The sequence below is a fragment of the Delftia sp. 11MD genome (assembly GCF_050907895.1).
Taxonomy (GTDB): Bacteria; Pseudomonadota; Gammaproteobacteria; order Burkholderiales; family Burkholderiaceae_C; genus Comamonas; species Comamonas tsuruhatensis.
Genome location: NZ_CP194333.1, coordinates 1244318 through 1257270 on the forward strand (window position 1 = coordinate 1244318; position 12953 = coordinate 1257270).

Genomic DNA, 12953 nt, shown 5'->3' on the forward strand with positions numbered 1-12953 from the left:
GTGGTGAGCAAGCAGCGGCACCTGTCTGCACAATAGCGGGCTTGCCTGCGAACATTTATCGACCGCACCACAGCATGATCCCAACCGCCTCTTTCGTGGAGTTGCGCAACGTCACCTTCGGCTATGGCGAGCGTGTGATCCTGCGCGACCTGTCGCTGCAGGTGCCGCGCGGCAAAGTCACGGCCCTGATGGGCGCATCGGGCGGGGGCAAGACCACCGTGCTGCGCCTGATCGGCGGCCAGCAGCATGCCCAGCAGGGGCAGGTGCTGTTCGATGGCAAGGACGTCACCACCATGGACGCCGCGGGCCTGTACGCTGCGCGCCGGCGCATGGGCATGCTGTTCCAGTTCGGCGCCCTGTTCACCGACATGAGCGTGTTCGACAACGTGGCCTTCCCGCTGCGCGAGCACACCGACCTTCCCGACGAACTGGTCCGCGACATCGTGCTCATGAAGCTGCATGCCGTGGGTCTGCGCGGTGCGCGCGACCTCATGCCCAGCGAGATATCGGGCGGCATGGCCCGCCGCGTGGCGCTGGCGCGGGCCATTGCACTGGACCCCGAACTGGTCATGTACGACGAGCCCTTCGCCGGGCTGGACCCCATTTCCCTGGGCACCGCTGCCCAACTGATCCGAGAACTCAACGACGCCATGGGCCTGACCTCCATCCTGGTGTCCCATGACGTGGAGGAAACCTTCCATGTGGCCGACCATGTGGTCATCCTGGGCAACGGCGGTGTCGCCGCCCAGGGCTCGCCCGAGGAAGTCAAGGCCAATCCCGATCCGCTGGTGCAGCAGTTCATACACGCACGCGCCACCGGCCCCGTACCCTTCCATTACCCCGGCGTGAGTGCCGAAGAGGATTTCGGCACGCCTGAAAGCCCGGTCAAGGCCAACGGCCGGAGGCGCGCATGAACCGGCTGCATCCCGCTCGCATCGGCGCGGCAGTGCGCCACCAATTGACCCAGCTGGGCATGGGCACCCGCCTGTTCGGCCGCCTGCTCGCGCTGATGGGGCCGGCGCTGGGCAGGCCGCGGCTGATTGGCGACCAGATCCATTTCCTGGGCAACTATTCGCTGGCCATCATCGGCGTGTCCGGCCTGTTTGTCGGTTTCGTGCTGGGCCTGCAGGGCTACTACACCCTGCAGCGCTACGGCTCGGCCGAGGCGCTGGGCCTGCTGGTGGCGCTCTCCCTGGTGCGCGAGCTCGGCCCCGTCGTCACGGCGCTGCTGTTTGCCGGCCGTGCCGGCACGGCGCTGACGGCCGAGATCGGCCTCATGAAGGCCGGCGAGCAGTTGTCGGCCATGGAAATGATGGCCGTGGACCCCGTGCGCCGCATCCTGGCGCCGCGCTTCGTGGCCGGCCTGATCGCCATGCCGCTGCTGGCCGCTGTCTTCAGCGCCGTCGGCGTGATCGGCGGCTGGCTGGTGGGCGTGGTCATGATCGGCGTCGATGGCGGTGCCTTCTGGGGCCAGATGCAAAACGGCGTGGACTGGTGGTATGACCTGGGCAACGGCGTTCTCAAGAGCCTGGTGTTCGGCGTGGCGGTGACCTTCATCGCGCTGCTGCAGGGCTATGCAGCCAAGCCCACGCCCGAAGGCGTGTCCCGCGCGACCACGCGCACGGTGGTGATGGCCTCGCTGGCCGTGCTGGGGCTGGACTTCCTGCTCACGGCCACGATGTTCAGCCTTTGACCCGGCACCGAAGCCACCCCCGCAAAACAAGGAAAAACAAACCATGCAGCAATCCAAGAGTGATGTCTGGGTCGGACTGTTCGTGCTGATCGGCGCTGCGGCGCTGGTGTTCCTGGCGCTGCAGTCGGCCAACCTGCTGAGCCTGAGCTTCCAGAAAACCTACACGCTGACCGCGCGCTTCGACAACATCGGCGGACTCAAGCCCAAGGCGGCCGTGCGCAGCGCGGGCGTCGTCGTGGGCCGCGTGGAATCCATCACCTTCGACGATCAGGTCTTTCAGGCCAGCGTGACCATGGCCATGGAAAACCGCTACGCGTTTCCCAAGGACAGTTCCCTGAAGATCCTGACCAGCGGCCTGCTCGGCGACCAGTACATCGGCATCGAAGCCGGCGCAGATGACCACAACCTCAAGGATGGCGACCGCGTCGTCGCAACCCAGTCGGCCGTTGTGCTGGAAAATCTGATCGGACAGTTCCTCTACGGCAAGGCCGAGCAGGGTGGCAGCTCCGGTGCAGGAGGCAAAGAATGACAACCAACCATGAACAGGCGACCGCGGGTCGCCCTGCAGTCCAGGCAGCATCCTGGCAGCGCACAGCCATGCTGGGCACATTGGCCGCCGCTTCGCTGCTCGCCGGCTGCGCCACCGCGCCGGGCGAGGCCCGCAATCCCCAGGACCCGTTCGAGCCGTTCAACCGCAGCGTCTACTCGTTCAACGACGGCCTGGACCGTGCCGTCCTGAAGCCGGTGGCCACGGCCTACCGCGACGTCACTCCGCGTCTGGCCCGCGATGGCGTGAGCAATTTCTTCTCCAACCTCAGCGATGTCTGGTCCTTCGTGAACAACGCGCTGCAGGGCCAGGCCGAAGGCGCCTACAACTCCGTCGTGCGGTTCTCGGTGAATACGGTCTTCGGCCTGGGCGGCTTGCTCGACATCGCCAGCGAGGCCGGCATCGAGCGCCAAAAGCAGGACTTCGGCCAGACCCTGGGTCGCTGGGGCGTGCCCACCGGGCCGTACCTGGTGCTGCCGCTGCTGGGCCCGTCCACGGTGCGTGACACTGCGGCTCTTCCGGTGGATGCCTGGGGCAACCCCATGTCGGCGATCAACGACATCCCGGTTCGCAACAGCCTGTATGTGCTGCGACTGGTGGATACACGTGCCCGCCTGCTCAATGCCTCCGACACGCTGGACTCCGTCGCGCTCGACCGCTACAGCCTGACGCGCGATGTCTACCTGAACCTGCGGCGTGGCAAGTCGGGTGATGACGGTCGCATCGAGGATTACGACGACGATGCCGGCAAGCTGCCGCCCGAAGACGGCGCGAAGTAAGCAGTTCGTAACATCCCGAGATGAAAAACGGCCGCTGCCTGACATGGCGCGGCCGGAAAAATGTGCAATATCAACCCGGTCCGGGGCATGAGGCCCTGCTGGGAAAGGAAGAGTGATGATCAATCGACGTGCCTGGAGCGCTGCCGCTGCAGCCATGCTGGCCATGGGAACCCTTGGCGCGGCACTGCCGGCCCGCGCAGCCGGCGAGACCCCCGATGCGCTGATCAAGCGTGTCTCCACCGACGTGCTGGAAACCATCAAGAAGGACCCCTCGCTGCGCGAGGGCGATGTCTCCAAGGTCAATGCGCTGGTCAATGACAAGGTCATGCCGTATGTGAATTTCCGCCGCATGACCTCCGCCTCGGTGGGGCCGGCCTGGCGCCAGGCCACGCCTGCGCAGCGCGAGAAGCTGGAGACCGAGTTCAAGGCCCTGCTGATCCGCACCTATTCGGGCGCGCTGACGCAGGTCAGCAACCAGACCATCAACGTCAAGCCCCTGCGCGCGGCAGCCGGCGACACCGATGTGCTGGTGCGCACCGAAGTGCTGGGCCGCGGCGAGCCCGTGCAGCTGGACTACCGGCTCGAGAAGTCCGGCGACGGCTGGAAGATCTACAACCTGAACGTGCTGGGCGTGTGGCTGGTGGAAACCTACCGCAACCAGTTCAGCCAGGAAATCAATGCCCGCGGCATCGACGGCCTGATCGAGACCCTGGCCACGCGCAGCAAGATGCCGGCCACGCCGCCCTCCAAGGGCTGACAGCCGCGGACGCACGCGCCATGCTGCAGCTCCCCCGTGAACTGACCTACCGCCAGGCGCGCAGCTGTCTCGTGCAGCTGCGGCCCCAGGTGCAGGCCTTCGATGGCGCCCAGGTGCGTGTCGATGCCAGCGGTGTCGAGGTCTTCGACTCGTCCGCACTGGCCGTGCTGCTGGCCTGCCGCCGCACCGCGAAGGCGGCAGACAAGCAATTGGTGGTCGTGGGCCTGCCGCAGGGCCTGCAGTCCATGGCGGCGCTGTATGGCGTCGACGGGCTGCTGGCCGACACGGCCGCATCCTCCCCCTCCTGAGCCGGCGCAGCGCGCCGCTGCAAAGAGCCCTGCAAGGCAGGTTTGGCTGCAAGGGCCTAGAATCGCGCCTCGCATGTCTGCCGTCTCATTCCAATCCATCTCCAAGACCTACCAGACCCCCAAGGGGGCCTTTCAGGCGCTCAACCACGTGAGTCTGGACATCGAGGAGGGCGAGTTCTTCGGCCTGCTCGGTCCCAATGGCGCTGGCAAGACCACGATGATCAGCATCCTGGCCGGCCTGTCACGCGCCACCAGCGGCCGCGTGCTGGTCCAGGGCAGCGACGTGCATGCCGACTACTCGGCTGCCCGGCGCAAGCTGGGCATCGTGCCGCAGGAGCTGGTCTTCGATCCCTTCTTCAATGTGCGCGAGGCGCTGCGCTTTCAGTCCGGCTATTTCGGCGTCAAGAACAATGACGACTGGATCGACGAGCTGCTGCACAGCCTGGGGCTGACCGACAAGGCCAACTCCAACATGCGCCAGCTGTCCGGCGGCATGAAGCGCCGCGTGCTGGTGGCCCAGGCGCTGGTGCACAAGCCGCCCATCATCGTGCTCGACGAGCCCACGGCCGGCGTGGACGTGGAGCTGCGCCAGACGCTGTGGCACTTCATCGCACGCCTGAACCGCGAAGGCCATACCGTGCTGCTCACCACCCACTACCTGGAAGAGGCCGAGGCGCTGTGCAGCCGCGTGGCCATGCTCAAGCAGGGCAACATCGTCAAGCTCTCGACCATGTCGGATCTGCTCAAGTCCGCCTCCTCCAACGTGCTGCAGTTCAAGACCGATACCGCGTTGCCGCCGGCCCTGGCCGCACGGGCGCGGGTGACCGGCCGCATCGTGCAGATACCCGCCAACGACGCCAGCGATGTGGAGCGCCTGCTCGCCGCGCTGCGCGAGGGCTCCGTCGTGCCCGAGGACGTGGAAATCCGCCGCGCCGATCTGGAGGACGTCTTCATCCATGTGATGAATGAGCAGGGACAGACTTCGCAGGGAGCTTCGGCATGAACGGCTGGCAGACTCTGCTCAAGAAGGAAGTGCTGCGTTTTTGGAAGGTCAGCTTCCAGACCGTGGCCGCACCCGTGCTCACGGCCGTGCTCTATCTGCTGATCTTCGGCCATGTGCTCGAAGGCCGGGTGCTGGTGTATGACCGCATCAGCTACACGGCCTTCCTGATCCCTGGCCTGGTGATGATGAGCGTGCTGCAGAACGCCTTCGCCAACAGCTCCTCCAGCCTGGTGCAGAGCAAGATCATGGGCTCCATGGTCTTCGTGCTGCTCACGCCGCTGTCGCACTGGGCCTGGTTCGGGGCCTATGTGGGAGCGTCGGTGCTGCGCGGGCTGCTGGTGGGCGCGGGCGTGTTCGTCGTCACGCTGTACTTCGCCATTCCCGAATTCACGGCGCCGCTGTGGATTCTGGTCTTCGGCCTGCTGGGCGCGGCGCTGCTGGGCACGCTGGGTGTGATCGCCGGCCTGTGGGCTGACAAGTTCGACCAGATGGCGGCCTTCCAGAACTTCCTGATCATGCCCATGACGTTCCTGTCGGGCGTGTTCTATTCGATCCAGTCCCTGCCGCCTTTTTGGCAAAAAGTCAGCCATCTGAACCCGTTCTTCTACATGATCGACGGTTTCCGCTACGGCTTCTTCGGCCAGAGCGACGTATCGCCCTGGGTCAGCCTGGCCATCGTCGGCTCTGCCTGGCTGGCGGTGAGTGCCCTGGCCGTGCATCTGCTGCGCATCGGCTACAAGATCCGCGGCTGAGGTTTTTCCTCAGGCTGCGGCGGGCGCTGTGCCGGCATTTTCGAACCCACCCATGAACAGGCGGCCGGCGCCCGGCGCCGCCGCCAACCAAGGCCATGCCGCGATGCATGGCAGGAAAGCTTCCCCATGACTGCAGACCAACTCAAGGAACTGATCGCCACCGGCCTGCCTTGCGAACACATTGCGCTGGAAGGCGACGGACGGCACTGGTTTGCCACCATCGTCTCGGCCCAATTCGAGGGCCAGCGCCTGCTGCAGCGCCAGCGCCTGGTCTACGCCACGCTGGGCCAGCGCATGCATACCGACGAGGTCCATGCGCTGTCCATGAAGACCTACACGCCCGCCGAGTGGGCTGCCCAGGCCGGCCAGGCCTGAGCGCACAGCCCGGTCACGACGCCTCAGACTTTCTGCCGCAACTGGTCGATACGGCCCGTGCGGCATCTCCTTTTTCCCGATTTCCAGATTCAAGTCTGTCAGCCATGGACAAACTCCTGATTCGCGGTGGCCGAGCGCTGCATGGCGAGGTGACGGTCTCCGGCGCCAAGAATGCCGCCCTGCCCGAGCTGTGCGCCGCGCTGCTGTCGTCCGAGCCCGTCACCCTGCGCAATGTGCCGCGCCTGCAGGACGTGGCCACCATGCTCAAGCTCATCCGCAACATGGGTGTCGGCGCCGAGCACGATGACAGCGGCACCGTGCGCATCCACGCCGGCTCGCTGTCCAACCCCGAGGCACCCTACGAACTGGTCAAGACCATGCGCGCCTCGGTCCTGGCCCTGGGCCCGCTGCTGGCCCGATTCGGCCAGGCCCGCGTGTCGCTGCCCGGCGGCTGCGCCATCGGCTCGCGCCCCGTGGACCAGCACATCAAGGGCCTGCAGGCCATGGGTGCCGAGATCGTTGTCGAGAACGGCTACATGCACGCGTGCCTGCCCGGGCATCTCAAGCGCCTGCAGGGCGCCCGCATCACCACCGACATGGTGACGGTCACGGGCACCGAGAACTTCCTGATGGCCGCCGTGCTGGCCGAAGGCGAGACGGTGCTGGAAAACGCCGCCATGGAGCCCGAGATCGGCGACCTGGCCGAAATGCTCATCAAGATGGGCGCAAGGATCGAAGGGCACGGCACCAGCCGCATCGTCATCCAGGGCGTGGAGCGGCTGAGCGGCTGCGAGCACCAGGTGGTGGCCGACCGCATCGAGGCCGGCACCTTCTTGTGCGCCGTGGCGGCCACGGGCGGCGAGGCGCTGCTGCGCAATGGCCGTGCCGACCACCTGGGCGCGGTCATCGACAAGCTCAAGGACGCTGGGGCCGAAGTGTCCGCCGAGGAGGGCGGCATCCGCGTGCGCGCTGCCGGCAAGCTCAAGGCCCAGAGTTTCCGCACCACCGAGTACCCGGGCTTTCCCACCGACATGCAGGCGCAGTTCATGGCGCTGAACCTGGTGGCCGAAGGCTGCAGCATGGTCACCGAGACCATCTTCGAGAACCGCTTCATGCACGTCGACGAGATGCTGCGCCTGGGCGCGCAGATCACCACCGACGGACGCGTGGCCACCATCACCGGCAGCCAGTCGCTGTCGGGCGCGGCCGTCATGGCCACCGACCTGCGCGCTTCGGCCAGCCTGGTCATCGCCGGCCTCGTGGCCAAGGGCGAGACCCTGGTCGATCGCATCTATCATCTGGACCGCGGCTACGATCGCATGGAAGACAAGCTGCGCGGCCTGGGTGCCGACATCGAAAGAGTTTCCCAATGACCATCACGATTGCCCTGTCCAAGGGCCGCATCTACGACGAAACCGTGCCGCTGCTGGCCGCTGCTGGCATCTCGGTCACCGAAGACATTGAAAAGTCGCGCAAGCTGATCTTCGAGACCAACCAGAGCCACGTGCGCGTGGTGCTGGTGCGCGCCTCCGACGTGCCGGTCTACGTGCAGTACGGCGGCGCCGACCTCGGCGTGGCCGGCCTGGACTCGCTGATCGAGCATGGCGCCCAGGGCCTGTACCAGCCCCTGGACCTGAAGATCGCGCGCTGCCGCGTCAGCGTCGCCGTGCGCAACGGCTTCGACTACGCGCTGGCCGTCAAGCAGGGCGCCCGTCTGCGCATCGCCACCAAGTATCCCGAGATCGCGCGCAACTTCTTCGCCACCAAGGGCGTGCACGTGGACATGGTCAAGCTCTACGGCTCCATGGAACTGGCCCCGCTGACCGGCATGGCCGACGCCATCGTCGACCTGGTGTCCACCGGCAACACGCTCAGGGCCAATGACCTGGTCGAGGTCGAGCCCATCATGGAGATCAGCTCGCGCCTGGTGGTCAACCAGGCCTCGCTCAAGCTCAAGCAGGCCCCTCTGCGCAAGATCATCGATGCCTTCGCATCGGCCATTCCCCAAGACTGAAGCCCTCTGCACCATGGAATACCAAGCCGCTCCCGCCCGCCTGTCCACGCTTGACGCCAACTTCGAACACGATTTTGCGCAGCGCCTGCATTGGTCGGCAGACACGGACGCGGCCATCGAGCAGCGCGTGGCCGACATCCTGGCCGATGTGCAAAAGCGTGGCGATGCGGCCGTGCTGGAGTACACGGCGCGCTTCGACGGATTGCAGGTGGACGGCATGGCAGCGCTGGAGCTGACGCAGGCCGAGCTCAAGGCCGCCTTCGACAGCCTGGGCGACGAGCAGCGCGATGCGCTGACGGCCGCTGCCCAGCGCGTGCGCACCTACCACGAGGCACAAAAGCGCGCCAGCGGCGAAAGCTGGAGCTACCGCGACGCCGATGGCACGTTGCTGGGCCAGAAGGTCACGCCGCTGGACCGCGTGGGCATCTATGTGCCCGGCGGCAAGGCCGCCTATCCGTCCAGCGTGCTGATGAATGCCATTCCCGCCCATGTGGCTGGTGTGCAGGAAATCATCATGGTCGTGCCCACGCCGCGCGGCGAGAAGAACGCCCTGGTGCTGGCCGCCGCCTATGTGGCCGGCGTCACGCGCGGCTTCACCATCGGCGGTGCCCAGGCCGTGGCGGCCCTGGCCTACGGCACGGCCACCATCCCCAAGGTGGACAAGATCACCGGCCCCGGCAATGCCTATGTGGCCAGCGCCAAGAAGCGGGTGTTCGGCACCGTGGGCATCGACATGATTGCCGGCCCCAGTGAAATCCTGGTGCTGGCCGACGGCAGCACGCCGCCCGACTGGGTGGCCATGGACCTGTTCAGCCAGGCCGAGCATGACGAGCTGGCGCAGAGCATCCTGCTGTGCCCCGATGCCGACTACATCGCCGCCGTCCAGCGCGAGATCGACCGCCTGCTGCCCGAGATGCCGCGGCGCGCCATCATCGCCAAGAGCCTGAGCGACCGGGGTGCCCTCATCCTCACGCGCGACATGCAGGAGGCCTGCGCCATCAGCAACCGCATCGCGCCCGAGCACCTGGAAGTCTCCAGCAACGATCCCCACCAGTGGGAGCCGCTGCTGCGCCATGCAGGCGCCATCTTCCTGGGGGCCTACACCAGCGAGAGCCTGGGCGACTACTGCGCCGGCCCCAACCATGTGCTGCCCACCAGCGGCACGGCGCGCTTTTCCTCGCCGCTGGGGGTCTATGACTTCCAGAAGCGATCCAGCCTCATCGAGGTCAGCGAGCAGGGCGCCCAGACCCTGGGCCGCATCGCCTCGGTGCTGGCGCATGGCGAAGGCCTGCAAGGCCATGCGCGTGCGGCCGAAATGCGCCTGAAGTAGACACTCGCTTCCTGCTGGATGAAGGCGTCGTCACCGAAAGGGGCGGCGCTTTTTGCTGCCTGAGCGCTAGAGCAAGTGCGTCAAGAATTGACACGAAATCAGTGGAGCACGAATTTCGTGTAGACTTGCACTCTGTGAAGAACCTCACCATCACCGTCGAAGACAGCGTGCTCGAATGGGCCCGCATCGAGGCCGCGCGCCGCGGCACCAGCGTCTCGCGCATGGTGGGCGACTTCATGGCCGAGATGCAGCGCCGCGAGGACGCCTACGAGCGCGCCTACCTGGCCTGGCGCACCGACGAACGCGGCTGGGACGGCGGCCAGCCGTCATCCACGCAGCCCGCCCAGCGCAGTGTCGCGCTGCGCCGCGAGGGCCAGGCATGAACACCGTCTTCGTCGATACCTCCGTTCTGGTCGCTGCCGAAGACACGGGGCAGGGCGCCTTGCATGCCGCCGTGCTGCAGTGGCTGGACCTGCTGTGGCGCACGCGCAGCGGGCGCACCGGCAGCCAGTCGCTGTGCGAGTTCTATGAACAGGTCACCACGGCCACCCAGCCTTTGCCGCAGGGCGATGCGCGCGCCGCCATCCGCCGCTACCAGACCTGGACGCCCTGGAAGACCGATGCCGCCACGCTGGAGACCGCCTGGGCCGTGCAATCGCGCCACCAGTTGGCCTTTGGCGACTGCCTGGCCGTGGCCTGCGCCCAGCACAGCGGCTGCGAGCAGATGCTGACCCTGCACCTGCCGCACGGCGCCCAGTTTGGCGGCGTCGCCATGGTGCACCCGCTGCACCAGGTGCCGCCGCAGCAGCAGGCCTGAGCGGCTTCGCTGATGGATTTCTTCCCCCACTGACTCGTGAAAGTGTGCATGCCATGACAGCTTCCATTCCGCAGGTTCAGGCCCTGGCCCTGGAGCGCATCCGCGCCGATGTCCGCTCCATGCATGCCTACCATGTGCAGCCCTCGCAAGGCCTGCTCAAGATGGACACGATGGAGAACCCCTTCCGACTGCCACCCGAGCTGCAGGCCGCGCTGGGCGAGCGCCTGGGCCGGCTGGAGATCAACCGCTACCCTGGCGAGCGCCAGGAAGTGCTTAAGGACATGCTGGCCCGCTACGCGCAGGCGCCGGCCGGCAGCGCCGTACTGCTGGGCAATGGCTCGGACGAGATCATCACGCTGCTGGCCCTGGCCTGTGCCCAGCCCCACGCCGAGGGCCGCGCCACCATGCTGGCGCCCATGCCGGGCTTCGTCATGTATCCCATGAGCGCCAGGCTGCAGGGCCTGGACTTTGTGGGGGTCGACCTGACGGCCGACTTCGAGCTGGACGTGCCCGCCATGCGCGCCGCCATTGCCGAGCACCGCCCCGCCATCACCTATATCGCCTACCCCAACAATCCCACGGCCACGCTCTGGGCCGAGGCCGATGTGCAGGCCGTGATCGACGCGGTCGGCGCCATCGGCGGCCTGGTCGTCATGGACGAGGCCTACCAGCCCTTCGCCCGCCGCAGCTGGGCAGAGAACATGCGCGCCGACCCGGCCCGCAACGCCCATGTGCTGCTGATGCGCACGCTCAGCAAGTTCGGCCTGGCCGGCGCGCGCCTGGGCTATCTGATCGGCCCGGCCGCCATCGTCGGCGAGATCGACAAGGTGCGCCCGCCCTACAACATCAGCGTGCTCAACTGCGAGACGGCCATCTTCGCGCTGGAGCACGAGGCGCTGTATGCGCAGCAGGCCGTGGCCATCCGCGCCGAGCGCCAGCCGCTGATCGACGCGCTGACCGCGCTGCCGGGTGTGGAAAAGATCTGGCCATCCGAGGCCAACATGGTTTTGCTGCGCGTGCGCGATGCCGCGCGTGCCCAGGCCGAGATGAAGGCCCGGGGCGTGCTGGTGAAGAACGTCAGTGCCATGCACCCGCTGCTGGCCAATTGCCTGCGCCTGACCGTGGGCACCCACGAAGAAAACGCCCAGATGCTGGCGGCCCTGAAGGAATCCCTATGAGCAATGCAGTCCCCGCACGCACCGCCGAAGTGCAGCGCAACACCGCCGAGACCCGGATCAAGGTCGCCATCAACCTGGACGGCACGGGCAAGGCCAGCCTGCACTCGGGCATCGGCTTTCTGGACCACATGCTCGACCAGATCGCGCGCCACGGCCTGATCGACCTGGACATCGAGTGCGAGGGCGACCTGCACATCGACGGCCACCACACGGTGGAGGACATCGGCATCACCCTGGGCCAGGCCTTTGCCAAGGCCGTGGGCGACAAGAAGGGCATCCGCCGCTACGGCCACGCCTATGTGCCGCTGGACGAGGCCCTGAGCCGCGTGGTCATCGATTTCTCGGGCCGTCCCGGGCTGCACATGGACGTGAAATTCACGGCCGGCAGCATCGGTCAGCTCGACACCCAGCTGGTCTACGAATTCTTCCAGGGCTTCGTCAACCATGCGGGCGTGACCCTGCACATCGACAACCTCAAGGGCTTCAATGCCCACCACCAGTGCGAGACCATCTTCAAGGCCTTCGCACGCGCCCTGCGCTTTGCGCTGGAGCATGACGAGCGCATGGCCGGCGTCATCCCCTCGACCAAGGGCGCTCTGTAAAGAGAAGCGATTGGCATCGGCCAGAACTTGATCTGACCGGGCAATCCCGCCGAAAATCCGACAGAACACGCGCCACACGCTATGAGTTTGACTGACAACACCGTCGCCGTCGTCGATTACGGCATGGGCAATCTGCGCTCGGTTTCACAGGCCGTGCGCACGGCCGCCGCCGATTCCGGCTGGCAGGTCGTTGTGACCTCCGATCCCGAGGTGGTCCTGGCCGCCGACCGCGTCGTGCTGCCGGGCCAGGGCGCCATGCCCGACTGCATGCGCGAGCTGCGCGAATCCGGCCTGCAGGAAGCCGTGCTGCATGCCGCTGCCAACAAGCCCCTGTTCGGCGTCTGCGTGGGCATGCAGATGCTGCTGGACCACAGCGACGAAGGTGACGTGCCCGGCCTGGGCCTCATCCCCGGCAACGTGCGCAAGTTCGATCTGGCGGGCCGCACCCAGGCCGATGGCAGCCGCTTCAAGGTTCCGCAGATGGGCTGGAACCGCGTGCACCAGACGCACAACGCCGGCCATGCCCACCCGCTGTGGCGTGGAATTCCCGAAGACAGCTTCTACTACTTCGTGCACAGTTTCTATGCCGTGGTGCAGCAGCCGCAGCATTGCGCTGCGCAGGCCGACTACGGCGGGCGCTTTGCCTGCGCCATCGCGCGCGATAATATTTTCGCCACGCAGTTTCACCCCGAAAAAAGCGCTGACCAGGGCCTGGCCCTGTTCCGCAACTTTCTGGGCTGGAAGCCCTGAATCCCCTTTTCTTCCCCGCACCGGCCGCTGAATCCCAGGCCTTCATTG

General features: G+C 66.5%; 17 protein-coding genes. All 17 read left to right on the forward strand.

The features are described from left to right. Positions 1-74: 74 nt before the first annotated feature. The 17 genes from ACRSCF_RS05585 (at position 75) to hisH (ending at position 12905) form a co-directional block, all read left to right on the forward strand. Positions 75-914, forward strand: coding sequence for an ABC transporter ATP-binding protein (locus tag ACRSCF_RS05585; RefSeq protein WP_016445575.1), 840 nt, complete (start codon positions 75-77; stop codon positions 912-914). Further along, positions 911-1693, forward strand: coding sequence for a lipid asymmetry maintenance ABC transporter permease subunit MlaE (mlaE, locus tag ACRSCF_RS05590; RefSeq protein ID WP_016445576.1), 783 nt, complete (start codon positions 911-913; stop codon positions 1691-1693). The genes ACRSCF_RS05585 and mlaE overlap by 4 nt, the downstream gene beginning before the upstream one ends. A gap of 43 nt (positions 1694-1736) precedes the next feature. Further along, positions 1737-2222 carry an outer membrane lipid asymmetry maintenance protein MlaD gene (gene mlaD / locus ACRSCF_RS05595; RefSeq protein ID WP_016445577.1) on the forward strand — a complete coding sequence of 162 codons (486 nt, stop codon included), beginning with the start codon at positions 1737-1739 and terminating at the stop codon, positions 2220-2222. Further along, the gene (locus tag ACRSCF_RS05600; RefSeq protein WP_026062402.1) at positions 2219-3019 is read left to right on the forward strand and encodes an MlaA family lipoprotein; all 801 of its coding nucleotides are present in this window, start codon (positions 2219-2221) and stop codon (positions 3017-3019) included. Before mlaD ends, ACRSCF_RS05600 begins: the two co-directional genes overlap by 4 nt. Positions 3020-3134: 115 nt before the next feature. Continuing rightward, on the forward strand, positions 3135-3776 hold the full coding sequence (locus ACRSCF_RS05605) for an MlaC/ttg2D family ABC transporter substrate-binding protein (RefSeq protein ID WP_016445579.1): 642 nt from the start codon (positions 3135-3137) through the stop codon (positions 3774-3776). 20 nt (positions 3777-3796) lie between these two features. Next, positions 3797-4084 carry an STAS domain-containing protein gene (locus tag ACRSCF_RS05610; RefSeq protein ID WP_016445580.1) on the forward strand — a complete coding sequence of 96 codons (288 nt, stop codon included), beginning with the start codon at positions 3797-3799 and terminating at the stop codon, positions 4082-4084. 73 nt (positions 4085-4157) lie between these two features. Next, positions 4158-5087, forward strand: coding sequence for an ABC transporter ATP-binding protein (locus ACRSCF_RS05615; protein ID WP_017405469.1), 930 nt, complete (start codon positions 4158-4160; stop codon positions 5085-5087). Then, positions 5084-5839: an ABC transporter permease gene (locus ACRSCF_RS05620; protein WP_016445581.1), complete on the forward strand. Its 756-nt coding sequence runs from the start codon at positions 5084-5086 to the stop codon at positions 5837-5839. Before ACRSCF_RS05615 ends, ACRSCF_RS05620 begins: the two co-directional genes overlap by 4 nt. 126 nt (positions 5840-5965) lie before the next feature. After that, positions 5966-6214 (forward strand): BolA family protein, encoded by a 249-nt coding sequence (locus ACRSCF_RS05625; protein ID WP_012207326.1) that lies wholly within the window; start codon positions 5966-5968, stop codon positions 6212-6214. Positions 6215-6318: 104 nt separating this feature from the next. Beyond that, the gene (gene murA, locus ACRSCF_RS05630) at positions 6319-7587 is read left to right on the forward strand and encodes a UDP-N-acetylglucosamine 1-carboxyvinyltransferase (RefSeq protein ID WP_016445582.1); all 1269 of its coding nucleotides are present in this window, start codon (positions 6319-6321) and stop codon (positions 7585-7587) included. After that, positions 7584-8228 carry an ATP phosphoribosyltransferase gene (gene hisG, locus ACRSCF_RS05635; RefSeq protein WP_017405470.1) on the forward strand — a complete coding sequence of 215 codons (645 nt, stop codon included), beginning with the start codon at positions 7584-7586 and terminating at the stop codon, positions 8226-8228. The genes murA and hisG overlap by 4 nt, the downstream gene beginning before the upstream one ends. 13 nt (positions 8229-8241) lie before the next feature. Further along, complete coding sequence (gene hisD / locus ACRSCF_RS05640) at positions 8242-9558, forward strand: histidinol dehydrogenase (protein ID WP_034364866.1); 1317 nt, start codon at positions 8242-8244, stop codon at positions 9556-9558. Positions 9559-9692: 134 nt separating this feature from the next. Next, positions 9693-9941: a DUF6364 family protein gene (locus ACRSCF_RS05645; RefSeq protein WP_016445585.1), complete on the forward strand. Its 249-nt coding sequence runs from the start codon at positions 9693-9695 to the stop codon at positions 9939-9941. Further along, complete coding sequence (locus ACRSCF_RS05650; protein ID WP_043790008.1) at positions 9938-10375, forward strand: PIN domain-containing protein; 438 nt, start codon at positions 9938-9940, stop codon at positions 10373-10375. The genes ACRSCF_RS05645 and ACRSCF_RS05650 overlap by 4 nt, the downstream gene beginning before the upstream one ends. 53 nt (positions 10376-10428) lie before the next feature. Further along, positions 10429-11553, forward strand: a complete 1125-nt coding sequence (hisC, locus tag ACRSCF_RS05655) for a histidinol-phosphate transaminase (protein WP_017405474.1) — start codon at positions 10429-10431, stop codon at positions 11551-11553. Beyond that, on the forward strand, positions 11550-12155 hold the full coding sequence (gene hisB, locus ACRSCF_RS05660; RefSeq protein WP_016445588.1) for an imidazoleglycerol-phosphate dehydratase HisB: 606 nt from the start codon (positions 11550-11552) through the stop codon (positions 12153-12155). The genes hisC and hisB overlap by 4 nt, the downstream gene beginning before the upstream one ends. Before the next feature lie 81 nt (positions 12156-12236). Continuing rightward, on the forward strand, positions 12237-12905 hold the full coding sequence (gene hisH, locus ACRSCF_RS05665) for an imidazole glycerol phosphate synthase subunit HisH (RefSeq protein ID WP_017405475.1): 669 nt from the start codon (positions 12237-12239) through the stop codon (positions 12903-12905). Positions 12906-12953: the final 48 nt, after the last annotated feature.

Bases quoted from the DNA above. Each gene is read 5' to 3' on its own strand.
- ACRSCF_RS05625 (WP_012207326.1), top strand. From the start codon at position 5,966: ATGACTGCAGACCAACTCAAGGAACTGATCGCCACCGGCCTGCCTTGC.
- ACRSCF_RS05650 (WP_043790008.1), top strand. From the start codon at position 9,938: ATGAACACCGTCTTCGTCGATACCTCCGTTCTGGTCGCTGCCGAAGAC.
- ACRSCF_RS05605 (WP_016445579.1), top strand. From the start codon at position 3,135: ATGATCAATCGACGTGCCTGGAGCGCTGCCGCTGCAGCCATGCTGGCC.
- murA (WP_016445582.1), top strand. From the start codon at position 6,319: ATGGACAAACTCCTGATTCGCGGTGGCCGAGCGCTGCATGGCGAGGTG.
- ACRSCF_RS05620 (WP_016445581.1), top strand. From the start codon at position 5,084: ATGAACGGCTGGCAGACTCTGCTCAAGAAGGAAGTGCTGCGTTTTTGG.
- hisC (WP_017405474.1), top strand. From the start codon at position 10,429: ATGACAGCTTCCATTCCGCAGGTTCAGGCCCTGGCCCTGGAGCGCATC.
- hisD (WP_034364866.1), top strand. From the start codon at position 8,242: ATGGAATACCAAGCCGCTCCCGCCCGCCTGTCCACGCTTGACGCCAAC.
- ACRSCF_RS05585 (WP_016445575.1), top strand. From the start codon at position 75: ATGATCCCAACCGCCTCTTTCGTGGAGTTGCGCAACGTCACCTTCGGC.
- mlaE (WP_016445576.1), top strand. From the start codon at position 911: ATGAACCGGCTGCATCCCGCTCGCATCGGCGCGGCAGTGCGCCACCAA.
- ACRSCF_RS05610 (WP_016445580.1), top strand. From the start codon at position 3,797: ATGCTGCAGCTCCCCCGTGAACTGACCTACCGCCAGGCGCGCAGCTGT.
- ACRSCF_RS05615 (WP_017405469.1), top strand. From the start codon at position 4,158: ATGTCTGCCGTCTCATTCCAATCCATCTCCAAGACCTACCAGACCCCC.
- hisG (WP_017405470.1), top strand. From the start codon at position 7,584: ATGACCATCACGATTGCCCTGTCCAAGGGCCGCATCTACGACGAAACC.
- hisH (WP_017405475.1), top strand. From the start codon at position 12,237: ATGAGTTTGACTGACAACACCGTCGCCGTCGTCGATTACGGCATGGGC.
- mlaD (WP_016445577.1), top strand. From the start codon at position 1,737: ATGCAGCAATCCAAGAGTGATGTCTGGGTCGGACTGTTCGTGCTGATC.
- ACRSCF_RS05600 (WP_026062402.1), top strand. From the start codon at position 2,219: ATGACAACCAACCATGAACAGGCGACCGCGGGTCGCCCTGCAGTCCAG.
- hisB (WP_016445588.1), top strand. From the start codon at position 11,550: ATGAGCAATGCAGTCCCCGCACGCACCGCCGAAGTGCAGCGCAACACC.